The organism is Pseudomonas sp. LFS074 (assembly GCF_047978165.1).
GTDB lineage: Bacteria > Pseudomonadota > Gammaproteobacteria > Pseudomonadales > Pseudomonadaceae > Aquipseudomonas > Aquipseudomonas putida_P.
This window is the reverse complement of the sequence record NZ_JBFPFV010000003.1, coordinates 946,124-970,689: the sequence shown is the minus strand read 5'-3', so window position 1 is coordinate 970,689 and position 24,566 is coordinate 946,124. Positions and strand designations below refer to the sequence as shown.

The following is a 24,566-nucleotide window of genomic DNA, read 5'->3' as shown; positions in this document are numbered from 1 at the left end:
CCGCCATGTCCTGCAACCGCCACAAGATCCACTTCCTGCGCGAACTCATCCCCTCATTCGAGTGCGAGCCCGGCTGCCACGACTGCTGCGGCCCGGTCACTACGTCGGCGGAAGAAATGGCCCGCCTGCCGCGCAAGTCCCAGGAAGAGCAGAGCGCCGCGCTGGAGCGTCTGGACTGCGTGCACCTGGGCCCCAATGGCTGCACGGTGTATGAAGAGCGGCCGATGATCTGCCGCCTGTTCGGCACCACGCCGCGCATGGCCTGCCCGCGTGGCCGTGGCCCTGAGCCGATGATCGACCCCGCCGCCGAGCAGCTGGTCCACCAGTTCATAGCCACCACCCGCCAGGTGCTGGTCTAGCCTCAGTCCGGGATCGGTAGGCAGAGGCTCTCCTTAACCTCTTCCATCACGATGTAGCTCTTCGATTCGCGCACGTGCGGCAGCTTCAGCAGGATGTCGCCGAGCAGCTTGCGGTACGAGGCCATCTCCGAAATGCGCGCTTTCACCAGGTAGTCGAAGTCACCGGAAACCAGGTGGCACTCCAGTACGTGCGGCAGCTTCAGCACCGCACGGCGGAACTCTTCGAAGGTGTCGCCCGACTTGTAGTCCAGGCTGATTTCCACGAACACCAGCAGGCTGCCCTTGAGGTGCTGCGGGTTCAGGCGGGCGTTGTAGCCCATGATGATGCCCTCGCGCTCCAGGCGGCGAACCCGCTCGGTGCAAGGGGTGGTGGACAGCCCAACTTTCTCGCCCAGTTCGGTGAAGGAAATACGGCCGTCATTCTGCAGGATCCGCAGGATGTTGCGGTCGATCTTGTCCAGTTCACGCTTGCTCTGGTGCTGGGTTCTCATAGGGGATGCCCCTCCGTGAAAGGCGATTTTGCCGAGAATTCTCGCCAATAATAGGCTTTTATATAGTGAATTGCACTGGTCTCAAATTCCTATACTGCGCGCATTCATGCCATTTCAATAAAAGTCTGCGGCGTGCCGCGTGTGAGGGATAGAACGATGCGAGTTTTGGTACTTGGTAGCGGTGTAATCGGAACCGCCAGTGCCTATTACCTGGCCCGGCAAGGTTTTGAAGTGACGGTGGTCGACCGCCAGCCGGCGGTGGCCATGGAAACCAGCTTTGCCAACGCCGGTCAGATCTCGCCCGGCTATGCCTCGCCCTGGGCTGCCCCGGGTGTGCCACTGAAAGCCATCAAGTGGCTGCTCGAGCGCCACGCGCCCCTGGCCATCAAGCTCACCGGCGACGTCGATCAGTACCTGTGGATGGCGCAGATGCTGCGCAACTGCACCGCCAGCCGTTACGCGGTGAACAAGGAGCGCATGGTGCGTCTGTCCGAGTACAGCCGTGACTGCCTCGATGAACTGCGCGCCGAAACCGGCATCAACTACGAAAACCGCAGCCTGGGTACCACCCAGCTGTTCCGCACCCAGGCCCAGGTGGATGCCGCGGCCAAGGACATTGCCGTGCTCGAGCAGTCCGGCGTGCCTTACGAGCTGCTCGACCGCGACGGCATTGCCCGCGTCGAACCTGCCCTGGCCGGCGTCAAAGACATCCTGGCCGGTGCCCTGCGCCTGCCAAATGATCAGACGGGCGACTGCCAGCTGTTCACCACCAAACTGGCCGACATGGCGCTGAAACTGGGCGTGGAGTTCCGCTTCGGCCAGGACATCCAGCGCCTGGACTTCGCAGGCGACCGCATCAATGGTGTGTGGATCGACGGCAAGCTGGAAACTGCCGACCGCTATGTGCTGGCGTTGGGCAGCTACTCGCCGCAGATGCTCAAGCCGCTGGGCATCAAAGCCCCGGTGTACCCGCTGAAAGGCTACTCGCTGACCGTGCCGATCACCAACGGCGACATGGCGCCGACGTCGACCATCCTCGACGAAACCTACAAAGTCGCCATCACCCGTTTCGACAACCGCATCCGTGTCGGCGGCATGGCTGAAATCGCCGGTTTTGACCTGTCGCTGAACCCGCGTCGGCGCGAAACGCTGGAGATGATCGTCAACGACCTTTATCCTCGCGGCGGTGACCTGAGCCAGGCCAGCTTCTGGACCGGCCTGCGCCCGGCGACCCCGGACGGCACGCCAATCGTTGGCGCCACAGCGTTCCGCAACCTGTTCCTGAACACCGGTCACGGTACCTTGGGCTGGACCATGGCGTGTGGCTCCGGTCGCCTGCTGGCCGACCTGATCGCGCGCAAGAAGCCGCAGATCAGTGCCGAAGGCCTGGACATTTCCCGTTATGGCAACAGCCGGGAAGTGGCCAAGCACGGGCAGACCGCGCCGGCTCACCAGCAGTAATAGCCTGCACCGGCCTCTTCGCGGCTAAAGCCGCTCCCACACGGACCGCATGTTCATGGACATTGAGGGGTCCTCTGTGGGAGCGGCTTTAGCCGCGAAGAACCCAACACCGTTTTCAACCTGTGAACCACCATAAGGCAGCCGCCATGCGTCCCGCCCGCGCCCTGATCGACCTCCAGGCCCTGCGCCACAACTACCGTCTGGCCCGTGAACTGACCGGTGCCAAAGCCCTCGCCGTGATCAAGGCCGATGCCTATGGCCACGGTGCCGTGCGCTGCGCCCTGGCCCTGGAGGCCGAAGCCGACGGCTTCGCCGTGGCCTGCATCGAAGAGGCGCTGGAGCTGCGCGCCGCCGGTATCAAGGCCCCGGTGCTGTTGCTGGAAGGCTTTTTCGAAGCCAGCGAGCTGGCGCTGATTGCCGAGCACGACCTGTGGTGCGTGGTGCACTCGCTGTGGCAGCTCGAAGCCATCGAGAAAACCCAGCTGCACAAGCCGCTCACCGTTTGGCTGAAGCTAGACAGCGGCATGCACCGTGTTGGCCTGCACCCCAAGGACTACCACGACGCCTATCAGCGCCTGTTGGCCTGCGGCAAGGTTTCGCGCATCGTGCTGATGAGCCACTTCGCACGTGCCGACGAGTTGGACGCTGACGCTACCGCCCAGCAGATCGCCGTGTTCGAGGCCGCCCGCCAGGGCCTGGCCGCCGAATGCAGCCTGCGCAACTCGCCCGGTGTGCTGGGCTGGCCGCAAGCGCCCAGCGACTGGGTACGCCCTGGTTTGATGCTGTACGGCGCCACACCGTTCGAAGTGCCCCAGGCAGAAGCTACGCGGTTGCAGCCGGTGATGACCCTGCAGTCGCGGGTGATCAGCGTGCGCGAGTTGCCTGCCGGCGAGCCGGTAGGCTATGGCGCCAAGTTCGTCAGCCCACGGCCAACCCGCGTTGGCGTGGTCGCCATGGGCTATGCCGATGGTTACCCACGCCAGGCGCCCAACGGCACCCCGGTGCTGGTGGCCGGCCAGCGCACCCAGGTGATTGGCCGGGTGTCGATGGACATGCTCAACATCGACCTGACCGACGTGCCTCAAGCCACCGTCGGTAGCTCGGTCGAACTGTGGGGCAAGCAGGTGCTGGCCAGCGAAGTGGCCGCGCAGGCGGGCACCATTCCGTACCAGATCTTCTGCAACTTGAAGCGGGTGCCGCGGGACTACATCGGCGAATGACACGCTGAAGCGGACAGGTTGAAGGGCGGTGTGTTGTAAATACTGAACGGCATTGCCATGATATCGTTCACATTCACCCCCCTTCCCACCGTTTCAGGAGGCTCCAGCTTTGGACGTCGGCGAACGACTGCAAGCCATCCGCAAGCTCAAGGGCCTGTCCCAGCGCGAACTCGCCAAGCGTGCCGGCGTGACCAACAGCACCATCTCGATGATCGAGAAGAACAGCGTAAGCCCCTCCATCAGCTCGCTGCGCAAGGTGTTGAGTGGGATTCCCATGTCCATGGTCGAGTTCTTTTCGGTCGAGCTGGAACCTGAAAGCCCCACGCAGATCGTCTACAAGGCCCATGAGCTGATCGATATCTCGGACGGTGCGGTGACCATGAAGCTGGTCGGCAAGTCGCACCCCAATCGTGCCATCGCCTTTCTCACCGAGGTGTACCCGCCAGGTGCCGACACCGGTGCCGAGATGCTCACCCACGACGGCGAGGAAACCGGCATCCTGCTTGAGGGGCGCCTGGAACTGGTGGTCGGCAACGAGATCTTCATCCTCGAAGAAGGCGATAGCTACTACTTTGAAAGCACTCGCCCGCATCGCTTTCGCAACCCGTTCGACCAGCCGGCGCGGTTGATCAGTGCGGCGACGCCTTCAAACTTTTGATCCAGCGCAGTGCATTGATTCGGCAATACCCCTTTCCCGTGTGGGGTCGTTTCACGGCCTCTGGGTTCCCGCTATACTTTTCAACGCTCGCCGATCCGTGGCCGCGAGCGTGATTAGCCACCATGAGGGTGTTCGCGTGAACCAAATCAAGAAGATGCTGGCCGTACCAGCAGCCGTATTCGCCCTCTGGGCAATGAGCGCAACCGCTGCGACCAATGACGACATCGCCAAACGCCTGGAGCCGGTTGGCCAGGTGTGCGTCCAGGGCCAGGAATGCAAGGGCATGGAAGTGGCTGCAGCAGCGGGGGGCGGGGGCGCCAAGACGCCAGATGACATCATCGCCAAGCACTGCAATGCCTGTCATGGCACTGGCCTGCTGGGGGCACCGAAAATTGGCGATACCGCCGCGTGGAAAGAGCGCGCCGATCACCAGGGCGGCCTCGACGGCATCCTGGCCAAGGCCATTACCGGTATCAACGCCATGCCGCCCAAAGGCACCTGCGCGGACTGCTCGGATGACGACCTGAAAGGGGCGATCAAGAAAATGTCCGGCCTGTAAGACACAGCTGAATCGCACGAGGCCCGCCATTGATGGCGGGCTTTGTTTTTGGGGTGCCGGCACTCTCCCTGTCGCGGGTTCGCCCGTGAAGGGGCCGGTACAGGCAACCAATCACGCCCGGACTGTGTCCAACCCCTGAACCCATGGATGTCTCAGGAGGCCCCGATGCACCTCTGCTCCATCGACCTGGCTGTCGAGCAAGTCCTGTCGCGCCTGCCTGCTCATATCCACATGGGCCTGCCGTTGGGCTTGGGGAAACCCAATGCATTCGTCAACGCGCTCTACGCCCGAGTGCGCGAGTTGCCCGAGCGACGGCTGACCATCTACACCGCGTTGTCCCTCGGCCGCCCGCCATTGGGTGACGGCCTGCAACGGCGCTTTCTCGAACCCTTCGTCGAGCGCGTCTTCGCCGACTACGAAGAGCTCACCTACCTCGCCGACTTGCGCAACGACAGCCTGCCACCAAACATTCGCGTAGAGCAGTTCTTCATGCAGCCCGGCAGCCTGCTGCACAGCGAATCGGCCCAGCAGGACTACATCAGCAGCAATTACAGCCACGCCGCCCGCGACATCAACGCCAAAGGTTTGAACCTGATTGCGCAAATGGTGGCCGCCACACCTGAAAAGCCTGTTCACTTGAGCCTGGCCTGCAACCCCGACATCACCCTCGACCTGCTGCCGATGATCGCCAAGCGCCGTGCGGCCGGCGAAACCATCCTCATGCTCGGCCAGGTGCACGCCGAGCTGCCTTACATGCCGGGCGATGCGGAACTGCCCATCGATGCCTTCGACCTGTTGATCGACGAAGCCGAGCAGCGCCGGCTGTTCTCCACGCCGAACATGCCGGTCGGCACCCAGGACCACTGCATCGGCTTGCACGCCAGCAGCCTGGTGCGTGACGGCGGCACTTTGCAAATCGGCATCGGTGCCATGGGTGATGCAGTCGCCGCCGCGCTGCTGGCGCGCCAGGGTGACAACGCAGGCTACCGTGCCTTGCTGGAAGAATTGGATGTTGGCCCTTGGCAGTCACTGATCGAGCGGGAAGGGGGGCTGGATACGTTTGCCCAAGGCCTGTACGGCTGCAGCGAAATGTTCGTCAACGGCCTGCTGGTGCTGGCCGAAGCAGGCCTGCTGCGGCGCTCGGCGGATGAGCAGGGGCCCGTGGTGCATGGCGGTTTTTTCCTTGGCCCGCAGGCGTTCTACCAACGGTTGAGAGAGATGCCACTGGAACAGCGCGCGCGGTTTGCCATGACCCGTATCAGCTTCATCAACGAGCTGTACGGGCAGGAGGAACTGAAGCGCCGTCAGCGACGCGATGCGCGTTTTATCAACACGGCGTTCGGTATGACGCTGCTCGGTGCCGGGGTGGCCGATCAACTGGAAGATGGCCGTGTGCTCAGCGGCGTGGGTGGGCAGTACAACTTCGTCGCCCAGGCTCATGCACTGGAAGGCGGGCGCTCGATTTTGCTGCTGCGCAGCTGGCGTGAGTCGGGCGGGGAGGTGACCTCGAACCTGTTCTGGACCTATGGCCACTGCACCATCCCTCGGCACCTGCGCGATATCGTTGTGACCGAGTACGGCATTGCCGACCTACGCGGGCAGACCGACAGCGAGGTGATTGCGCGGTTGTTGGCGGTGTGTGATTCGCGGTTCCAGCAGGGGCTGATCGAGCAGGCGAAAGAGGCCGGCAAGCTGCCCAGGGATTTTCAGCTGGATGCGCGGTTTACCGACAATACGCCACAGCGGCTGGAGGCGATCAAGGCGCGGCATGCGCGGTTGTTCCCGGAGTACCCGATGGGGACGGACTTTACGGCTGAAGAGCGGGACTTGTTGCGGGCGCTGAACTGGTTGAAGAGCAAGTTCAAGCTGAGCGAGGTGCTGGAGCTGGGCAAGGCAGCGTTGGATGCGCCGGGGCCGGAGGGGTATGAGGGGCACCTGAAGCGGATGCAGCTTGATAGGCCGCATGGGCTGAAGGAAGAGCTTTATCAGCGGTTGCTACTGGCGGGGTTGGCGGCGTCCTGATGAATAGCTGGGGCTGCTTTGCAGCCCATCGCGACACAAGGCCGCTCCTACAAGGGTTATGCGTATTCCTGTAGGAGCGGCCTTGTGCCGCGAAAGGGCCGCAAAGCGGCCCCCAATGGTGCTTATTCGATGAAGCTGACCACACCGCCTTCCAGCGACTTCACCCGGGCCAGCGATTCAACGCGGTAGCCTTGGCTGTCCAGCTCGGCACGGCCGCCCTGGAACGACTTCTCGATCACGATGCCCAGGCCTGCCACGGTGGCGCCGGCTTGCTTGATGATCGAGATCAGCGCCTGCGAAGCTTTGCCGTTGGCCAGGAAGTCGTCGATCACCAGCACGCGGTCGCTGCTGTTGAGGTGGCGTGGCGAGATGGCCACGGTGTTCTCGGTCTGCTTGGTGAAGGAATACACCGAGGCAGTCAGCAGGTTTTCGGTCAGGGTCAGCGACTGATGCTTGCGCGCGAAGATCACCGGCACGCCCAGCTTCAGGCCAGTCATCACCGCCGGGGCAATGCCCGAGGCTTCGATGGTGACGATCTTGGTCACGCCGGCGTCGGCGAACAGGCGGGCGAACTCGTCACCGATCAGCTGCATCAGCGCCGGATCGATCTGGTGGTTGAGAAACGCGTCGACTTTGAGAACCTGATCGGAAAGCACGATGCCTTCTTCGCGAATCTTCTGATGCAGTGCTTCCACTTTGTTTTCCTCGATGTAGCAAAGGTGGCCGCAAATAGCGGCAAAGTTAAAGAGTAATGGTTGATCAGCGTTTGAGCATTGCCCGGATATCGGCCAGGGCGTTGTTGCCGCGTGCGGCCTTCACCTCGACCGGTGCATCGTCCAGGCCCTCCCAGGCCAGGTCGTCCGGAGGCAGTTCGTCGAGGAACCGGCTTGGCGTGCAGTCGATGATTTCACCGTACTGCTTGCGCTTGGCCGCGAAGGTGAAGGCCAGGGTCTGGCGCGCGCGGGTAATGCCCACGTAGGCCAGGCGGCGTTCCTCTTCGATGGTGTCGGCCTCGATGCTGGAGCGGTGCGGGAGGATTTCCTCTTCCATGCCCATGATGAACACGTAAGGGAACTCCAGGCCCTTGGAGGCGTGCAGGGTCATCATCTGCACACCTTCGGCGTTTTCTTCCTCTTCCTGCTGGCGCTCGAGCATGTCGCGCAGCACCAGCTTGCCGATGGCGTCCTCGATGGTCATGTCACCCTCTTCATCTTTCTCGAGGGTGTTTTTCAGCGCTTCGACCAGGAACCAGACGTTGCTGATACGGAAGTCCGCAGCCTTGTCGCTGGCGGTCTGCTGGCGGATCCAGTTCTCGTAGTCGATGTCGCGGATCATCTCGTGCAGTGCGGCAATCGGGTCTTCCAGGGCGACCTTGTGACGCACCCCGTCCAGCCAGTGCTTGAAGCGCTGCAAACGTTCGGTGTAGCGGGCGTCCAGGTGCTCGCCCAAGCCCAACTCCTCGCTGGCGGCGTACATCGAAATGCCGCGTTCGGTGGAGTAGTTGCCGAGCTTTTCCAGGGTGGTGGAGCCGATTTCCCGGCGCGGTACGTTGATCACCCGCAAGTAGGCGTTGTCATCGTCCGGGTTCACCAGCAGGCGCAGGTAGGCCATCAGGTCCTTGACCTCCTGGCGGCCGAAGAAGCTGTTGCCGCCCGACAGGCGATACGGCACCTGGTGGTGCTGCAGCTTCAGTTCGATCAGCTTGGCCTGGTAGTTGCCCCGGTAGAGGATGGCGAAGTCGCTGTACGGGCGGTTGGTGCGCAGGTGCAAGGTGAGGATTTCCATGGCCACGCGTTCGGCCTCGGCTTCCTCGTTTTTGCAGCGGATCACGCGGATCTCGTCGCCTACGCCCATCTCGCTCCACAGCTGCTTTTCGAACGCGTGCGGGTTGTTGGCAATCAGCACGTTGGCGCAGCGCAGGATACGGCTGGTGGAGCGGTAGTTCTGTTCGAGCATGACGATCTTCAGGGAGGGGTAGTCCTCCTTGAGCAGCATCAGGTTTTCCGGGCGGGCACCTCGCCAGGCGTAGATCGACTGGTCGTCGTCGCCCACCACGGTGAACTGGTTGCGCATGCCGATCAGCATCTTCACCAGCAGGTACTGGCTGGCGTTGGTGTCCTGGTATTCGTCCACCAGCAGGTAGCGCACGCGGTTCTGCCAGCGCTCCAGCACTTCGGGGTGTTCCTGGAACAACTTGACCGGTTGCAGGATCAGGTCGTCGAAGTCCACCGCGTTGAACGCCTTGAGCGTGCGCTGGTAGTGGGTGTAGACGATGGCGGCGGTCTGCTCGCGCGGGTTGCGTGCTTTTTCCAGGGCCTCTGGCGGCAGGATAAGGTCGTTCTTCCAGGCACCGATCATGTTCTTGATCTCGTCGATGCCGTCGTCGCCGGAGTATTCCTTCTGCATGATGTCCGACAGCAACGCCTTGATGTCGGACTCGTCGAAGATCGAGAAGCCCGGCTTGTAGCCGAGGCGCTCGTGCTCCTTGCGAATGATGTTCAGGCCCAGGTTGTGGAACGTGCACACCGTAAGCCCTCGGCCTTCCCCCGGGCGCAGCAAGGTGCCGACACGCTCCTTCATCTCGCGCGCGGCCTTGTTGGTAAAGGTCATCGCCACGATGTACTGGGCACGGATGCCGCAGTTCTGGATGAGGTGGGCAATCTTGCGCGTGATCACGCTGGTCTTGCCCGAGCCTGCACCGGCGAGCACCAAAAGAGGGCCGCCGACATAGTCACGGGCTTCCTGCTGCCGGGGATTGAGTCGGGACATGCTAGAAACCGGGGGTCGCCAGAAAATAGCCGCGCATTCTAACAGGCATGGAGCGGTTGTGGCGCGACCGTCTGACGTCTGAGTCAGACTTTTGTCCGCCTAACTATTAGTGCCACTAATGCTAGTAGCTGAAAAAATCATATTTGCCGGTTTGTTTCGTTTCGCGCAGGATGCACGACAAAATACGTCGGGCTGCTACATCAGAAACATGTATAAAAGTGAAAATCATTTTCATTAAATACAGTAGCATATCCGCCAGATCTCGTTGCACCGTCAAGCCCTAAGGAGCCCGCTTGTCCACGCCTGTCGAACCTTTGCGTTTGCTGCTGTTGGCCGATGAGCCGGAATGGGCCGCCGTGTTGCGCGCGTGCATGCCTGCACTGGGCGGCAGCGCCGTACTGTTGACCGCGCCGAACTGGGAGGCGATCGACAGCCTGTTCAGCCATGATCGCCATGCCGTCGTGTTGGCGACGCCAGCCTTGCAGCCCGCTCCTGGGCGTTGCGAGCTGCCGACCATCCTGCTGCTCGACCATGAGCCCGAGGCACCGCCCAGCGCCGTCAGCGACTGGCTGGTGCGCGACCAGCTCAATGCCGATGGCCTGCGCCGCTCACTGCGCCATGTGCGTGAGCGCAGCGTGCTGGTGGCCACCTTGCAGCGCCTGGCCGAGCAGGACCCGCTGACCGGCATCGCCAACCGCCAAGGCTTCCAGGCTTTGCTCAACGCACGCCTGGCCGAAAACGAAGGCCGTGGCGTTGCGCTTGGCCACCTGGACCTGGACAACTTCCGCCACGTCAATGACGCCCTTGGTCACCAGAGTGGTGACCGCCTGATCCTGCAGGTAGTGGCACGGCTGAAACATCAGCTGGAGGCGGGTGACCAGCTGGCACGTCTGGGTAGCGACGAGTTCGCCTTGTTGATCGACACACGCCGCGACGCCAATCGCGCCGAATGGATTGCCGAACGCATCGTCGAGGCCTTGGCCGAACCCTACTGGATCGACGGCGAAAGCCTGCTGCTGGGCTGCAGCCTGGGCCTGGCCCATGCTCGCGCGCAGAGCGGCGCCGATCCGCTGATGTGGCACGCGCATATCGCCATGCGTCAGGCCAAGGGCAGCCAGGGCTGCACCTTCCATGTGTTCAACGAACGTATCAACCGCAACGCCCGCAGCCTTGCCGACCTGGAAAGCGAACTGCGCCGTGCCCTGCGCCGCGACGAGCTGGAGCTGCACTATCAGCCGCGGATGAACCTGGCAGACGGGCGCATCGTCGGCCTGGAAGCGCTGGTGCGCTGGCGCCATGCCGAGCGCGGGCTGCTGCCACCCAGCGAGTTCGTGCCACTGGCCGAGCAGAGCGGCCTGATCGTGCCCTTGGGTTACTGGGTGATTTCCCGCGCCCTGCGCGATATGCAGGCCCTGTGCGAGCGCGGCCTGGAGCCGTTGCACATGGCGGTAAACCTGAGTTTCCGCCAGTTCCAGGACAGCCAGTTGTTGGCCACCTTGAGCCGGTTGATCCTTGAGCACGGTGTGGATGCCCGCTGGCTGGAGTTCGAACTGACCGAAACGGCGGTGATGCGTCGTAACGAGCTGGTGCGCCAGACCATGGACGCGCTGGGGCGCCTGGGTGTGCGCTTTTCGCTGGATGATTTCGGCACCGGGTTTTCTTCGTTCGTGCACCTCAACAGCCTGCCGATCACCTTGCTCAAGGTGGACCGCAGCTTCGTTGCGGAAATGGAAATGCGTGAAGAGAACCGCAAGCTGGTGCACGCCATGATCAACCTGGCGCACAACCTCAACCTCGAGGTGGTGGCCGAGGGGGTGGAGCGTGAAGAGCAGTTGGCGCTGTTGCGCGGGTTTGGGTGTGACCAGGTGCAGGGCTTCTTGGTCAGCAAGCCATTGCCGGTCGGGGAGTTGATCGAGTTCTTGCTGGATTGCAGCAGGCCGAAGCTGGTTAGCCTGTGAGGTCGTAGGGGAGGGCTTTGCCCTCCATCGCGGCCTTGTGTCGCGATAGGGCTGCAAGGCAGCCCCTGCAATCAAACAGACACCGCAGTCCCACCAGACAAATCAGCCTTTCTCAACAGCCGCTTCATCCGCCACTCAAAGCCAAAGGTCAGCGCCACCGCCGCACACGCCAACCCCAGCGCCAGCCCCCACCAGATACCCACTGCTCCCCCGCCCAGGGTGAAGGTGAACAACCAGGCGCTCGGCGCCCCCACCAGCCAGTAGCACACCAGACCGATCAAGAAGGTGGTCTTGGCGTCCTTGAGCCCACGGATCGAGCCCATGGCAATTGTCTGCATGCCGTCGAACAGCTCGAACCACGCTGCCACCATCAACAACTGCACGGCCACTTGGAAAATCGCGGCGAAGGCTGGGTCATTGCGGTCGATGAACAGCCCCACCAGCGCCTCGGGCAGCAGCAGGAACAACGCGGCAAAGGCAAACATGATCATTGCCCCGAAGCCAATGCCCACACGCCCGGCGCTGCGTGCTGCCAGCAGGTTGCCAGCGCCGTAGTACAGGCCCACGCGCATGGTGACCGCATACGACAAGCCAGTCGGTACCATGAACGCCGTGGACACGATCTGCAGGGCGATCTGGTGCGCCGCCAGTTCGGTGCTGCCCAGCACGCCCATGCACAGCGCGGCGAAGGCGAACAGGCCCACTTCCACCATATAAGTGCCGCCAATCGGCAGGCCCAGCCGCCACAGCTCGCGCAGTGCCGGCAGCGATGGGCGCGACAGGCCCTTGCGCAGTGGGTAGGCGGCGTAGGCCGAGTGCCAGCGGATATACAATGCCAAGGCAATGGCCATGCCCATCGACACCACGGCGGTGACCAGGCCGATGCCCATCAGGCCCAGCTTGGGCAGGCCGAACATGCCTTCGATCAACGCCACGTTGAACAGGTAGTTGAGCACGGTGCCGACCAGGCTGATGACCATCACCGGGGTCGAGCGGCCCAGTGCGCTGGTGAAGCCGCGCAAGGCCATGAAGGTCAGGTAGCCGGGCAGGGCCAGCGGCAGCAGGGTGAGGAATTCTGCGGCCGAGGCCACGTTTTCGGGCTGTTGCCCGAACAGCAGCAGAACCGGCTGAAGGTTCCACAGCACCAGCGCGGCGAACAGCGCCAGGCCCCAGGCCAGCCACAAACCGTTCTGCGCCAGGCGGGTGGCACCCTCGATGTCATTGGCGCCCTTGCGAATTGCAACCAGGGTGCCGACTGCGGCGATCACGCCCAGGCAGAAAATCGACACGAACGAGTAGCTGGCCGCCCCCAGGCCACCACCGGCCAAGGCCTGGGGGCTGATGCGGGCCATCATCAGGGTGTCGGTCAGCACCATCAGCATGTGCGCCAACTGCGAGGCAATCAGCGGCCCGGCCAGGCGCAGCAAAGCCTTGAGTTCTGTGGTGGGCGCGACGTGCATGGGGGCGATCCTTCATTCTGGGGTGATCAACGAACGGCGATTCTGAGGCTTCGGTCAACTTTGCACAAAAGGATAAATCCGATAGTTGGCATGAGTTGAACTCATGCATATATGCTCCTCGGTGATTCACGTCATACGCCCATATTGCAGGTACCACATGTCACGCCAGCTACCACCGCTGTATGCCTTGCGCGCATTCGAAGCTGCCGCGCGGCTAAGCTCCTTCACCCGTGCTGGCGAGGAGCTTTCGATCACCCAAAGCGCCATCAGCCGGCATATCCGCACACTCGAGGAGCATTTTGCCTGCCGCCTGTTCGTGCGCAGTGGCCGCAGCCTGCAACTGACCGAAGCGGGGCGGGTGTTGCTGCCGGGTGTACGTGAGGGCTTCGCGGCGTTTGAGCGGGCTTGCGAAACCTTGTGTGGCGAAGACGATATTCTGCGCATGAAAGCCCCATCGACCCTGACCATGCGCTGGCTGCTGGCGTGCCTGAGCCGTTTTCGCCACCTGCAACCGGGTAACGAGGTGCAACTGACCAGCGCGTGGATGGACGTCGACCATGTGGACTTCAACCAGGAGCCGTTCGATTGCGCGGTGTTGCTCAGTGATGGGGTGTTCCCCGCAGACTGGGAGGTGCGCAAGCTGTTCCCGGAGCTGCTGATCCCGGTCGGTGCGCCTGACCTGCTCGACGAACAACCCTGGGACGTGTGCCGGCTGGCTAGCATCGAGTTGCTGCACCCCACGGTGGACAAGCGCGATTGGCGGGAGTGGCTGGAGCGCATGGGGCTTGGCGACAAGGTGTCGCTCAAGGGTGGCCAGGTGTTCGACACACTGGAGCTGGGCATGATTGCCGCCGCGCGGGGCTACGGGATTTCAATGGGCGATTTACTGATGGTGGCCGAGGACGTGGCGCAAAAGCGCTTGAGCCTGCCTTGGCCGACGGCCGTGCCCAGCGGGATGGATTACTACCTTGTGTGGCCGCGAACCCGGCGAGGCGGCGAGCGGTTGCGGCGCTTGAGTGTGTTTCTGGAGCAGGAGGTGGCGGCGATGGATTTGCCCGATGTGGAAATCCTGCCGCCTCTCTGATCGCCTGTGCCGTCCCTTTCGCGGGCGAGCCCGCGAAAGGGACGGAAAGCCTTACATCGAACCCAGGTTCAATGCTTGTGCGCAGGCTTGCAGCGAGCGGCGTTCGCTTTGTGCATACAACGCCAGCTCATCCTGCACCTGCAGCCCCAACGCCGCTTCGAAGGCATCGCGGTTGGCGTTGCTGCCGTACTCGGCCTGCGCGTCGTCGCCCAGGTTGGACTGGAAGATCCCCGCCGCGCTCACCGGCAGGAAGTCCTCGTACACCAGCGCTTCGAAGTGCACATGGCCAGCGTCGATCAGCCCTTGCAGGGTAGTCGGGCGGCCTTCCTGGTCACGCGCGGCCAGGCCTTTCTCAGTCGCGAAATAGCGGAAATACGCCAGGCCTTGCTCACGCATCTGCGCCAGGTCGTCCGGGAATTCGGCAAAGGTTGCCTTCAGCAGCGCCATGTAGCGCTCGGCATTGGCCTCGGCCGGTGCGCCACCCAACGCGGCGCGGGTAGCGTCGAGCAGTTTGTCGTACAGCTGGCGGCCTTTCGGCGTCAGCGCCGCGCCGCGTTGCTCAATCTCGCCAAAGCGCGCGGTGTGGCTGCCTTCGCTACCTTGCTGGTCGCTGAACGCGACCCTTTCCTGCAGGGCCTTGAAGCTGGTCTGGCGCAGCAGGATCGGGTGGCGACGAGTGGGCGGGCCTTCGACCACGGCCTTTGGCGGGATGCCCTTGGCCGGCATGCCGACCTGGATTGCATCGATGTCCAGGGTACGCGGCGTGAGGTGGTTGATGTGCGGGCCCTTGAAGGCCACCACATCGGCGATCAGGCGATGCTGGTCGTGCAACTGCTGGTATTGCTCGGCTGTGACGGTGGCGTCATGGTGCCAGCGGAAAGTGTGCAGGGCTTCTTGCACGAAGGCTTCGGCATCCGCTGCGTTAAGGCCGCCATCACGTTCGCACTGGGCGATCAGCTCGAGGGCGCGGGCGGTGAAGATCTGGCGTTTGGCCAGAATGCTCTGGGCCAACTCGCGCAGCTGCGGGTTGTCGATCAGCTCCAGGCGCAGCAGCGAGGTGAATACACGGAACGGGCTGACGTGCAGCGCCTGCTCGTGCACCGCACGGAAGGCAGTGGAGTGCACCGGCACGCCGGCAGAGCTGAGGTCGTAGTAGCCGACCGGCTGCATGCCCATGACCGCAAACAGGCGCGCGATGGTGGCCAGTTCTTCAGCGGTGCCCACACGGATGGCGCCGTGGCGCTCCTGGTCCAGGCGTTCGATTTCGCCGGTCCAGCGCAGGGCCTCGGCCACTTCGGGTTGCTGGGCCATGACCTGCTGGTTGATTTCGCTCACCAGCTCCAGCAGCGTGCCGTACAGCGGCACTTCCTGTTTGTACATGAGCGACATGGCGGCAGAGAACTGCGCGCGAATGCTGTCTGGGCTGACGAAATCGTGGGCGGGCATCGCTAGCTTCCTGGTTGGGTTCGGACGCTTACATGAAAGCTGGGAATGCACTTGGCTCACAAGCGAAAAAAAGTGAGTGTGTCATTCCTTTTTTGATCGACCTTCAGGGCGCTTTCGCAGGTAACTCCGCGAAGAAGCCCTCAAGCCTGAAGTTGCTCACGAATCCATTCCACCAATGCCCTTACCTTGGGCACCTCCGCCGCATGCTCGGCATACGCCAGGTAATGTGCCCCGGCACTGCGCATCGCATGGTTCCACGGCACCATCAGGCTACCCTCGGCCAACTCCTTTGCCGCCAGGTAGCGCGGTACCAGCGCCACGCCGCACCCGGCCTGCGCCGCGCTCAACGCCATATAGAACGTATCGAAGCGTGGCCCGTGATAGGCGTTGACGCTCTGCAGGTCTTGCTCCAGGAACCACTCATGCCAGGCCTCCGGTCGCGACGTGCTCTGCAACAGCACCAGGTCGGCCAGCTCTGCGGCATCGCCCAGCGTGCGCCCGGCCAGCAGCTCCGGCGCGCACACCGGTACCACCTCTTCGCGGAACAGCTCCACGCAGGTAGCCCCCGGCCAAGTGCCCTGGCCATAGAAGAACACCACGTCAGCCGAACCCTGTAGCAAGGCGAACGGCTCCATCTCGTTGCGGATGTCCAGGTGGATATTGCTGTGCCGTTTGCCAAAGCCCTTCAGGTGCGGGATCAACCAGCGCACGCCAAAACTCGGTTGCGTGGCTACCTTCAATATCTCGGTCTGCTCGCCATAAGTGAGCACGTAGCGGCTGGACATATCCACCTGGGTGAGGATCTTGTTGACCTCGGCCAGGTACAGGCTTCCGGCCGGGGTCAGCTGCAGGCGCCGGCGGATGCGCAGGAACAGGTGGTGGCGCAGCATGTCTTCAAGCTGCGCCACCTGCTTGCTGACCGCGCTCTGGGTCAGGTGCAGCTCTTCGGCGGCACGGGTAAAGCTCAAGTGGCGGGCTGCAGCTTCAAAGCACTGCAGGGCGGTCATGGAAGGCACCAGGCGTTTGGACATAGCGGTCTCTGCGGCTCGAATCATTACCTGGTGGAATGATATGCGGAATAAAGGTCGTTTGTTGTACCTATGTGATCGGATTAATACTGATCCCCATCAATTTTCCACCCCATCACCCGATGTAGGAGAAGCACTAATGGTTGCTGGATTGCTCGAGCGCCTTGGCGTTGCCGCCGAGGCTTACACCCAGGGCGACTACCCTGTTCACACGCCGATCGACGGCAGCCAGATCGCCTCGGTGAAACTGCTCGGCAAGGCCGAGACCATCGCCCGCATCGATCAGGCCCAAAGCGCCTTCGACGCCTGGCGCACTGTGCCGGCCCCGCGCCGTGGCGAATTGGTACGCCTGTTCGGCGAAGTGCTGCGCGAGCACAAGGCCGACCTGGGCGAGCTGGTTTCGATCGAAGCCGGCAAGATCACTCAGGAAGGCCTGGGTGAAGTGCAGGAAATGATCGACATCTGCGACTTCGCCGTGGGCCTGTCGCGCCAGCTGTACGGCCTGACCATCGCCTCCGAGCGCCCAGGCCACCACATGCGCGAAACCTGGCACCCGCTGGGCGTGGTCGGTGTAATCAGCGCCTTCAACTTCCCGGTTGCGGTGTGGGCCTGGAACACCGCGCTGGCCCTGGTGGCCGGTAACTCGGTAGTGTGGAAGCCGTCCGAGAAGACCCCGCTGACCGCCCTGGCCTGCCAGGCGCTGTTCGAAAAAGCCCTGAAAGCCTTTGGCGACGCCCCGGCTGGCCTGGCGCAACTGGTGATCGGCGGCCGTGAAGCCGGCGAAGCCATGGTCGATGACCCGCGTGTCCCGCTGGTCAGCGCCACCGGCAGCACCCGCATGGGGCGCGAAGTCGGCCCACGTGTGGCCGCCCGCTTTGGCCGCAGCATCCTGGAACTGGGCGGCAACAACGCCATGATTCTGGCCCCGAGCGCGGACCTGGACCTGGCCGTGCGCGGCATCCTGTTCTCCGCTGTCGGCACCGCCGGCCAGCGTTGCACCACGCTGCGCCGCCTGATCGTGCACCGCTCGATCAAGGACGAAGTGGTTGCCCGCGTCAAAGCCGCCTACGGCAAAGTGCGCATTGGCGACCCGCGCAAGGACAACCTGGTGGGCCCGCTGATCGACAAGCTGTCGTTCGACGCCATGCAAGGTGCGCTGGCCAAGGCCCGCGACGAGGGTGGCCAGGTATTTGGTGGCGAGCGTCAGCTGGCCGACCAGTACCCGAACGCCTACTACGTGTCGCCTGCCATTGCCGAAATGCCGGCGCAAAGCGATGTGGTGCGCCACGAAACCTTCGCCCCGATCCTGTACGTGCTGGCTTATGACGACTTCGAAGAGGCCCTGCGCCTGAACAACGAAGTGCCACAAGGCCTGTCGTCGTGCATCTTCACCACCGACATTCGCGAAGCCGAGCGCTTCCAGAGTGCTTCGGGCAGCGACTGCGGCATCGCCAACGTCAACATCGGCACCAGCGGCGCCGAGATCGGCGGTGCGTTCGGTGGCGAGAAGGAAACCGGTGGTGGCCGTGAGTCGGGTTCGGATGCCTGGAAGGGCTACATGCGTCGTCAGACCAACACCGTGAACTATTCGCGTGAGCTGCCGCTGGCACAGGGTATCGTGTTCGACTGATGGTTTGATGCTGCATGGCCGGGGGCTATGCCCCCGGTTCGCGGGTGAACCCGCTCCCACAGGGACAACACAGCTTTCGGAACCTGTGATGTCCCTGTGGGAGCGGGTTCACCCGCGAATGGGCCGCAAAGCGGCCCCAATAAACCAGATGCACCTGCAATAAGAACAACACTGCTGGAGCCGGGCCATGTCCGAACTGCGTCAAGAATGCTTGTGGGAATTCGTCAGCAAACCGAGCGTTGCCGCCCAGGCCCTGGCCGGTGAGCACAAGGCCGATGTCTGCGTGATCGGCGGCGGTATCACCGGTCTGTCGGCAGCCATCCATCTGCTCGAACAGGGCAAGTCGGTGATCTTGCTGGAGGCGTGGAAGATCGGCCACGGTGGTTCCGGGCGCAACGTCGGCCTGGTCAACGCTGGCACCTGGATCCGCCCCGACGACGTCGAGGCCACCCTCGGCCAGAAGCAAGGCAGCCGCCTGAACAAGGTGCTTGGCGAAGCCCCGGCTGAAGTGTTCGCCATGATCGAACGCCTTGGCATCGACTGCCAGGCCCAGCACAAAGGCACGCTGCACATGGCGCATAACGCCACGGGCATCGCCGACCTCGAAGCCCGCCACGAACAATGGCGCCGCCGTGGTGCCGACGTCGAGCTGCTGACCGGCGCCCAATGCCAGGAATACTGCGGCACCAACAAGATCTCTGCCGCGCTGCTCGACCGCCGCGCCGGCACCATCAACCCGATGGGCTACACCCAGGGCCTGGCCGCCGCCGTGGCCCGCCTGGGCGGCAAGCTGTTCCAGCAGTCTTCGGTCGAAGGCCTGGAGCGTGACGGCGATGCTTGGCGGGTGAAGACTGCGCGGGGTTCGGTGCGCGCCGACAAGGTGGTGATTTCCACTGGTGCCTACACCGAAGGCGACTGGAGCAACCTGCAGAAGCAGTTTTTCCGCGGTTACTACTACCAGGTGGCTTCCAAGCCTTTGCAAGGCGCAGCCGCCGACAAGGTGCTGCCGCATGGCCAGGGCTCGTGGGACACCCGCACCGTGCTCAGCAGCATCCGCCGCGACGACCAGGGCCGCCTGTTGCTCGGCAGCCTGGGCCGGGTCGACAACAAGCCAGCGTGGTTCGTGCGCAGCTGGGCGGACCGGATCCAGAGCCACTACTACCCGGAACTGGGCAAGGTCGAGTGGGAAATGCACTGGACCGGTTGCATCGACTTCACCCCCGACCACCTGATGCGCCTGTTCGAGCCGGCGCCGGGGCTGGTGGCGGTGACGGGGTACAACGGGCGGGGCAATACCACGGGCACCGTGATCGGTCGGGCATTTGCCGAGTTTTTGCTGAAAGGGGAAGCGGACAGCCTGCCGATTCCGTTTTCGCCCATGAGCGGGGTGAGTGCGCCTTCATTGCGCACCGCGTTCTATGAGTCCGGCTTCTCGCTGTACCACGCGGGGCAATGCTTGAGAGTTGTGCTGTAAGCATTGGCCTCTTCGCGGGTGAACCCGCGAAGAGGCCAGTACCGGCTTACTTGTGTAACCAGCTGAGGAAGCCGCCTTTCTTGATCAGGGCCGGCTTCTGCAGCAACAACGACTCGCGGTTCTGCCGCCGAAACCGCTGCAACTTGCTCAACGCCGTCTGCACTTCGCCACGCTGCTGCAGGCAGCTCTTCACCTGTTCCTTGTCGATGCGGTACAGCACGCAGCTGGTCAGCGTGCGGAACTCGGCCAGCGAATCGTCTTCGTCGATGATGCCCTCGATCCCCAGCACTTCACCCGGCCCCATGCGCCCGGCTTCCAGCAGTTTGTCGCCATCGCGCACCGACGCCGATACCACCCCGCTGCCAATCACCAGCAAATGATCTGAATGCTCGCCAACCCCCAGGATCACCTGGTCCGGCAGGTACTCCACTGCGGTCATGCGCTGGCTCAAGGCGTCTCGCTCTTCATCGCTCAGCGAGCGGAACACGCGGACCTCGTCCAGCACTTCGCGCTGGCGGCTGCGCGGCGGCACGGCCAGGTCGACGTTCCACATCACTCCGCTGGCTTCCAGATGCCGGTGCGCCAGGTCGAACAGCTGGTTGCGCGCGTCACCCTTGGCGCCCATATCGGCCACGAAGCCACTGGCCTCGTACTCCACTGACTCCAGCGTCGAGGCCTTCACCGTTACTTTCGGTTTTGGGGTGGCAAGAATGGCACTGACGCCTTGCAAGGCCTTTTCCAGCGCGTCGAACACCCGCTTGGGGCGCACCTTGGCCGGCACCACCACGCTGATCGTGACCCCATGCACATCGGCCGGGCGGCTGTGGTTGAGCAGCCGTGCCTTGGCCGCCACCGAGTTGGGGATCACCGCCAAACTGCCGCTGCCGGTGAGCAAGCGGGTGGCGCGCCAGTCGATGTCCAGCACCTTGCCTTCGGTGCCGTCGATAGAGATGGAATCGCCGATCTGGTAGGGCCGCGTGGTGTTCAGCACGATGCCGCTGAACACGTCGGCCAGGGTGCTCTGCAACGCCAGGCCAATGACGATGGCCATCACCCCGGAGGTGGCCAGCAGGCCCTTCACCGGCAGCTGCATCACATAGCCTGCGGCAGCCACCACGGCGGCCAGGAAGATCAACGCCCCCAGCACATCCTGCAGCAACCGCCCGCCATGGCTGCCACGGGCTACCAGCAACAGGCCGAACACCACGGTCACCGTGCGTGCGCCAAACAGCCACCAGCCGATCGCCAGCACCGTGGCCATCAGGTTGCGCGAGACATCGTCGGGCCAGGGCGGTGGTTGCAACGGGCTCATGCCGGCGGCCACCAGCACTGAGCTGAACAGCAGGAATATCACCAGCCGCGTACCGATGCGCCAGGCTCGGCGCTGCATGGGGATGGCTTGCCAGAGCACGAGGTCGAGCAGGATCAGGGCGGTACCGAGCAACAACGGGGATGACTGGATGAACGCCAGCATGGTGGTCTCGGGGTGAGGGGAGGGCTGTGGGTAGTAATAGAGCAGGTTTGCAGGGCAGGCAATGGCAGCCCGCGAAGAGGCCAGCAAAACCAACGCCAATCTATCGTTCCTAAAACAGAACGCTCAAGCCAAAAACCACCATCTACCGCTCCAAAGGTCCTGGTTTTAATCTTCAAACATCAACGCGAAACACCCCACTTACTGAAAATCAAAACCATCAGGAGCTGCCACCATGACTCACTTCAAATACAACCGCCTGAACAAAGGCGACGCCGCCGTACTGCTGGTCGACCATCAGGCTGGCCTGCTGTCCCTGGTCCGCGACATCGAGCCGGACGCGTTCAAGAACAACGTGCTGGCCCTGGCCGACCTGGCCAAGTTCTTCAATCTGCCGACCATCCTCACCACCAGCTTCGAGCAAGGCCCCAACGGCCCGCTGGTGCCGGAGCTCAAAGCGCTGTTCCCGGACGCCCCATACATCGCCCGCCCAGGCCAGATCAACGCCTGGGACAACGAAGACTTCGTCAAGGCCGTGAAGGCCACCGGCAAGAAGCAGCTGATCATCGCCGGCGTCGTGACCGAAGTGTGTGTTGCCTTCCCGGCCCTGGCGGCACTGGAGGAAGAGTTCGAAGTGTTCGTGGTGACCGATGCCTCCGGGACCTTCAACGCCATGACCCGTGACGCCGCCCATGACCGCATGAGCCGGGCCGGTGCGCAGCTGATGACCTGGTTCGGCGTGGCCTGTGAGCTGCACCGCGACTGGCGCAACGACATCGAAGGCCTGGCCGCGCTGTGCTCCAACCACATCCCGGACTACCGCAACCTGATGACTAGCTACAACGCCTTCAACGCCGGCAAGTAAGCCAACCTTTCCGGGCACCCCCAGGCGGTGCCCGGCCAGGGCTGCATACCCATCCAATCCACCGCCCGTCCGCCGTTGCACAGTGGATGCGGGCAAGCTCATCCCAAGGAACGCCGATGAACACCGCACTCCAAGACAACCGCGAAGTGGTGACCGTATGCCTGCAACACAAGGTGCTCGGTAGCCCAACGGGCGCCACGGTAGCTCAACCGCCGCGCTGGAAGCAGGCGCTGCTGACCTACCTGGTGATCTGCCCGATGACCATGGTCATTCCGCAACTGCTGGCGCCGCTGTTCGCACGCTTCCCGCAGTTGGGCGGCCCGATCACCGGCAACCTGGTCGTGAACCTGTTCGTCATCCTGCCCGTGGTGTTCTACATCATGCCTTGGGTAACCCGCCGCTGCGCCAATTGGCTGCGTGGGTGAGCCGCGCCGTCTCGGGCTTGACCTCGAATGGGCAGCCTTGGCGGCACAAAATTTGATCAGGGCTAACCTTCTACAACCCATCGCACAGCCATCCAGGCCCTGACCCAGCACCAACCGGCATGCTCCACAGTTGCGCCTGCCACCGCACCCAGAGACGGAGAACATCATGTCCCAGGACCGCAACGACAAGACCCGTCGCCAGTTCCTCGCCACCAGCACCGTGCTCGGTGCCGCCGGCGCGCTCTGGTCCGCATTGCCCTTCACCGGCCAAGCCGGTTCAGCTCACGCATCCAGCCAAGGAGGTTCCATGTCCGCCGACCTGATTCTGTTCAACGGCAAACTACACACCGTTGACCGTGAAAAACCTACCGCGACTGCTGTCGCCATCAAGGATGGCCGCTTCGTCGCCGTGGGCAACGATGCCGAGGCCATGGCCCACAAGGGGGCAGCCACGCAAATCATCGACCTCAAACAGCGCACGGTGATCCCAGGCCTGAACGACTCGCACCTGCACTTGATCCGCGGCGGCCTGAACTACAACCTGGAGTTGCGCTGGGAAGGCGTGCCGTCGGTGGCTGATGCCTTGCGCATGCTCAAGGACCAGGCCGCACGCACGCCTACGCCGCAGTGGGTGCGTGTGGTCGGTGGCTGGAACGAATTCCAGTTCGCCGAGAAACGCATGCCGACCCTGGAAGAGATCAACCAGGCCGCGCCCGACACCCCGGTGTTCCTGCTGCACCTTTACGACCGCGCACTGCTCAACCGCGCGGCACTCAAGGCTGTTGGCTACTCCAAGGACACGCCGAACCCGCCGGGTGGTGAAATCCAGCGGGACAAGTTCGGCAACCCGACCGGCATGCTGATCGCCCGCCCCAACGCAATGATCCTCTACGCCACGCTGGCCAAGGGGCCGAAGCTGCCACTGGAGTACCAGGTCAACTCCACCCGCCAGTTCATGCGCGAACTCAACCGCCTGGGCCTGACCAGTGCCATCGACGCCGGTGGCGGCTACCAGAACTTCCCCGACGACTACTCGGTGATCCAGGAGCTGGCCGACAACAACCAGCTGACCGTGCGCATTGCCTACAACCTGTTCACCCAGAAGCCCAAGGAAGAACTGGACGACTTCAAGAAGTGGACCGCCAGCGTCAAGCTGCACAGCGGCACCGACTTCCTGCGCCATAACGGCGCCGGTGAAATGCTGGTGTTCTCGGCCGCCGACTTCGAAGACTTCCTCGAGCCGCGCCCGGACCTGCCACAGACCATGGAGGAAGAGCTGGAGCCGGTGGTGCGCCACCTGGTCGAGCAACGCTGGCCATTCCGCTTGCACGCCACCTACAACGAATCGATCACGCGGATGCTCGACGTGTTCGAGAAGGTCAACCGCGACATCCCGTTCAACGGCCTGCCGTGGTTCTTCGACCACGCCGAAACCATCACCCCGCAGAACATCGAGCGCGTGCGCGCCTTGGGCGGTGGTATCGCCGTCCAGGACCGCATGGCCTTCCAGGGTGAATATTTCGTCGATCGCTACGGCGCCAAGGCGGCTGAGCAGACCCCGCCAATCAAGCGCATGCTCGACATGGGCGTGCCGGTGGGCGCTGGTACCGACGCCACCCGTGTGTCCAGCTACAACCCGTGGACCTCGCTGTACTGGCTGGTCAGCGGCAAGACCGTTGGCGGCATGGCGCTGTACCCGGAAGGCCTGAGCCGCGATACCGCGCTGCAGCTGTTTACCCAGGGCAGTGCCTGGTTTTCCAGCGAACAGGGCAAGAAGGGCCAGATCAAAGTGGGCCAGTTGGCCGACCTGGCGGCGTTGTCGCTGGACTTCTTCAGCGTCGATGAAGAGGCGATCAAGGGCATCGAGTCGGTGCTGACGATCGTCGATGGCAAGGTGGTGTACGGCGCAGGTGAGTTCGACAAACTGGGCCCGCCGCAGGTGCCTGTGTTGCCGGAATGGTCGCCGGTGGTCAAGGTGCCGGGGCACTGGCGCGTCGGTACGCCATCGTTGGCCGCCGCCGTGCACCAGTGCAGCGGGCCATGCGGGGTGCATGCGCACAGCCATGAGAAAGCGCGGCATTCGAGCGTACCGGTGAATGACTTCCAGGGCTTCTGGGGTGCGCTGGGTTGTTCATGCTTTGCTTTCTAAGCTGAACTGATGTGAAAAAGGGGGCCAGTTTTGGCCC

20 protein-coding genes are annotated in these 24,566 nt (G+C 63.2%); 13 read left to right on the top strand and 7 right to left on the bottom strand.

Annotated features, from left to right (window positions below):
- The first annotated feature begins 5 nt into the window (after positions 1–5).
- Entirely contained in the window at positions 6–359 is a 354-nt protein-coding gene (locus ACNQP3_RS28445) for a YkgJ family cysteine cluster protein (protein WP_060494042.1), read from the top strand.
- A gap of 2 nt (positions 360–361) precedes the next feature.
- Here the strand turns inward: ACNQP3_RS28445 and dadR are convergent, their stop codons facing one another.
- On the bottom strand, positions 362–850 hold the full coding sequence (gene dadR, locus ACNQP3_RS28440; RefSeq protein WP_003258963.1) for a transcriptional regulator DadR: 489 nt from the start codon (positions 848–850) through the stop codon (positions 362–364).
- A 156-nt stretch (positions 851–1,006) separates the two neighbouring features.
- Here dadR and dadA point away from each other — a divergent pair, with 156 nt between their 5' ends.
- The 5 genes from dadA to ACNQP3_RS28415 all read left to right on the top strand — a co-directional run bounded on the left by dadA (position 1,007) and on the right by ACNQP3_RS28415 (position 6,770).
- Positions 1,007–2,311, top strand: a complete 1,305-nt coding sequence (gene dadA / locus ACNQP3_RS28435; RefSeq protein ID WP_012274810.1) for a D-amino acid dehydrogenase — start codon at positions 1,007–1,009, stop codon at positions 2,309–2,311.
- 146 nt (positions 2,312–2,457) lie between these two features.
- Entirely contained in the window at positions 2,458–3,531 is a 1,074-nt protein-coding gene (gene alr, locus ACNQP3_RS28430) for an alanine racemase (RefSeq protein ID WP_060515121.1), read from the top strand.
- 109 nt (positions 3,532–3,640) lie between these two features.
- Positions 3,641–4,189, top strand: a complete 549-nt coding sequence (locus tag ACNQP3_RS28425; RefSeq protein WP_012274808.1) for a cupin domain-containing protein — start codon at positions 3,641–3,643, stop codon at positions 4,187–4,189.
- Between the two features lie 154 nt (positions 4,190–4,343).
- Positions 4,344–4,748 carry a c-type cytochrome gene (locus tag ACNQP3_RS28420; protein WP_033693936.1) on the top strand — a complete coding sequence of 135 codons (405 nt, stop codon included), beginning with the start codon at positions 4,344–4,346 and terminating at the stop codon, positions 4,746–4,748.
- A gap of 165 nt (positions 4,749–4,913) precedes the next feature.
- Positions 4,914–6,770, top strand: coding sequence for an acetyl-CoA hydrolase/transferase C-terminal domain-containing protein (locus ACNQP3_RS28415; protein ID WP_264316665.1), 1,857 nt, complete (start codon positions 4,914–4,916; stop codon positions 6,768–6,770).
- Between the two features lie 122 nt (positions 6,771–6,892).
- Here the strand turns inward: ACNQP3_RS28415 and ACNQP3_RS28410 are convergent, their stop codons facing one another.
- Together ACNQP3_RS28410 and rep are read right to left on the bottom strand one after the other, a co-directional pair.
- Complete coding sequence (locus ACNQP3_RS28410) at positions 6,893–7,465, bottom strand: xanthine phosphoribosyltransferase (RefSeq protein ID WP_003253535.1); 573 nt, start codon at positions 7,463–7,465, stop codon at positions 6,893–6,895.
- 64 nt (positions 7,466–7,529) lie between these two features.
- Positions 7,530–9,539 carry a DNA helicase Rep gene (gene rep / locus ACNQP3_RS28405; protein WP_012274805.1) on the bottom strand — a complete coding sequence of 670 codons (2,010 nt, stop codon included), beginning with the start codon at positions 9,537–9,539 and terminating at the stop codon, positions 7,530–7,532.
- Positions 9,540–9,832: 293 nt separating this feature from the next.
- Here rep and ACNQP3_RS28400 point away from each other — a divergent pair, with 293 nt between their 5' ends.
- Entirely contained in the window at positions 9,833–11,497 is a 1,665-nt protein-coding gene (locus ACNQP3_RS28400) for a putative bifunctional diguanylate cyclase/phosphodiesterase (protein ID WP_012274804.1), read from the top strand.
- 71 nt (positions 11,498–11,568) lie between these two features.
- Here the strand turns inward: ACNQP3_RS28400 and ACNQP3_RS28395 are convergent, their stop codons facing one another.
- Entirely contained in the window at positions 11,569–12,957 is a 1,389-nt protein-coding gene (locus tag ACNQP3_RS28395; protein ID WP_012274803.1) for a NorM family multidrug efflux MATE transporter, read from the bottom strand.
- A gap of 157 nt (positions 12,958–13,114) precedes the next feature.
- Between ACNQP3_RS28395 and ACNQP3_RS28390 the strand changes: the two genes are divergently transcribed.
- Entirely contained in the window at positions 13,115–14,041 is a 927-nt protein-coding gene (locus tag ACNQP3_RS28390) for a LysR substrate-binding domain-containing protein (RefSeq protein WP_012274802.1), read from the top strand.
- A 51-nt stretch (positions 14,042–14,092) separates the two neighbouring features.
- On the opposite strand, the gene ACNQP3_RS28385 is transcribed toward ACNQP3_RS28390, so the two are convergent.
- Entirely contained in the window at positions 14,093–15,487 is a 1,395-nt protein-coding gene (locus ACNQP3_RS28385) for a VOC family protein (protein ID WP_060515120.1), read from the bottom strand.
- Between the two features lie 140 nt (positions 15,488–15,627).
- Positions 15,628–16,518 carry a LysR family transcriptional regulator gene (locus ACNQP3_RS28380; protein WP_060515119.1) on the bottom strand — a complete coding sequence of 297 codons (891 nt, stop codon included), beginning with the start codon at positions 16,516–16,518 and terminating at the stop codon, positions 15,628–15,630.
- Positions 16,519–16,654: 136 nt separating this feature from the next.
- On the opposite strand from ACNQP3_RS28380, the gene ACNQP3_RS28375 reads away from it, so the two are divergent.
- Together ACNQP3_RS28375 and ACNQP3_RS28370 are read left to right on the top strand one after the other, a co-directional pair.
- Positions 16,655–18,145 carry an aldehyde dehydrogenase family protein gene (locus ACNQP3_RS28375; RefSeq protein WP_012274799.1) on the top strand — a complete coding sequence of 497 codons (1,491 nt, stop codon included), beginning with the start codon at positions 16,655–16,657 and terminating at the stop codon, positions 18,143–18,145.
- 187 nt (positions 18,146–18,332) lie between these two features.
- Positions 18,333–19,619 (top strand): NAD(P)/FAD-dependent oxidoreductase, encoded by a 1,287-nt coding sequence (locus tag ACNQP3_RS28370; protein WP_012274798.1) that lies wholly within the window; start codon positions 18,333–18,335, stop codon positions 19,617–19,619.
- A gap of 46 nt (positions 19,620–19,665) precedes the next feature.
- On the opposite strand, the gene ACNQP3_RS28365 is transcribed toward ACNQP3_RS28370, so the two are convergent.
- Positions 19,666–21,093: a mechanosensitive ion channel family protein gene (locus ACNQP3_RS28365; protein WP_041166807.1), complete on the bottom strand. Its 1,428-nt coding sequence runs from the start codon at positions 21,091–21,093 to the stop codon at positions 19,666–19,668.
- 232 nt (positions 21,094–21,325) lie between these two features.
- Here ACNQP3_RS28365 and ycaC point away from each other — a divergent pair, with 232 nt between their 5' ends.
- From ycaC to ACNQP3_RS28350, 3 genes are all read left to right on the top strand, one after another.
- Positions 21,326–21,955, top strand: coding sequence for an isochorismate family cysteine hydrolase YcaC (gene ycaC, locus ACNQP3_RS28360; RefSeq protein WP_264316664.1), 630 nt, complete (start codon positions 21,326–21,328; stop codon positions 21,953–21,955).
- 116 nt (positions 21,956–22,071) lie between these two features.
- The gene (locus tag ACNQP3_RS28355) at positions 22,072–22,380 is read left to right on the top strand and encodes a hypothetical protein (protein ID WP_012274795.1); all 309 of its coding nucleotides are present in this window, start codon (positions 22,072–22,074) and stop codon (positions 22,378–22,380) included.
- A gap of 166 nt (positions 22,381–22,546) precedes the next feature.
- Complete coding sequence (locus tag ACNQP3_RS28350; protein ID WP_012274794.1) at positions 22,547–24,529, top strand: amidohydrolase; 1,983 nt, start codon at positions 22,547–22,549, stop codon at positions 24,527–24,529.
- Positions 24,530–24,566 lie beyond the last annotated feature (37 nt).

Excerpts from the sequence above, each read along its gene's own strand:
- ACNQP3_RS28415 (WP_264316665.1), top strand. The coding sequence starts at position 4,914 with ATGCACCTCTGCTCCATCGACCTGGCTGTCGAGCAAGTCCTGTCGCGC.
- rep (WP_012274805.1), bottom strand. The coding sequence starts at position 9,539 with ATGTCCCGACTCAATCCCCGGCAGCAGGAAGCCCGTGACTATGTCGGC.
- ycaC (WP_264316664.1), top strand. The coding sequence starts at position 21,326 with ATGACTCACTTCAAATACAACCGCCTGAACAAAGGCGACGCCGCCGTA.
- ACNQP3_RS28420 (WP_033693936.1), top strand. The coding sequence starts at position 4,344 with ATGCTGGCCGTACCAGCAGCCGTATTCGCCCTCTGGGCAATGAGCGCA.
- ACNQP3_RS28355 (WP_012274795.1), top strand. The coding sequence starts at position 22,072 with ATGAACACCGCACTCCAAGACAACCGCGAAGTGGTGACCGTATGCCTG.
- ACNQP3_RS28445 (WP_060494042.1), top strand. The coding sequence starts at position 6 with ATGTCCTGCAACCGCCACAAGATCCACTTCCTGCGCGAACTCATCCCC.
- dadA (WP_012274810.1), top strand. The coding sequence starts at position 1,007 with ATGCGAGTTTTGGTACTTGGTAGCGGTGTAATCGGAACCGCCAGTGCC.
- ACNQP3_RS28370 (WP_012274798.1), top strand. The coding sequence starts at position 18,333 with ATGTCCGAACTGCGTCAAGAATGCTTGTGGGAATTCGTCAGCAAACCG.
- ACNQP3_RS28380 (WP_060515119.1), bottom strand. The coding sequence starts at position 16,518 with ATGTCCAAACGCCTGGTGCCTTCCATGACCGCCCTGCAGTGCTTTGAA.
- ACNQP3_RS28365 (WP_041166807.1), bottom strand. The coding sequence starts at position 21,093 with ATGCTGGCGTTCATCCAGTCATCCCCGTTGTTGCTCGGTACCGCCCTG.
- alr (WP_060515121.1), top strand. The coding sequence starts at position 2,458 with ATGCGTCCCGCCCGCGCCCTGATCGACCTCCAGGCCCTGCGCCACAAC.
- ACNQP3_RS28390 (WP_012274802.1), top strand. The coding sequence starts at position 13,115 with ATGTCACGCCAGCTACCACCGCTGTATGCCTTGCGCGCATTCGAAGCT.
- ACNQP3_RS28385 (WP_060515120.1), bottom strand. The coding sequence starts at position 15,487 with ATGCCCGCCCACGATTTCGTCAGCCCAGACAGCATTCGCGCGCAGTTC.
- ACNQP3_RS28375 (WP_012274799.1), top strand. The coding sequence starts at position 16,655 with ATGGTTGCTGGATTGCTCGAGCGCCTTGGCGTTGCCGCCGAGGCTTAC.
- ACNQP3_RS28350 (WP_012274794.1), top strand. The coding sequence starts at position 22,547 with ATGTCCCAGGACCGCAACGACAAGACCCGTCGCCAGTTCCTCGCCACC.
- ACNQP3_RS28395 (WP_012274803.1), bottom strand. The coding sequence starts at position 12,957 with ATGCACGTCGCGCCCACCACAGAACTCAAGGCTTTGCTGCGCCTGGCC.
- dadR (WP_003258963.1), bottom strand. The coding sequence starts at position 850 with ATGAGAACCCAGCACCAGAGCAAGCGTGAACTGGACAAGATCGACCGC.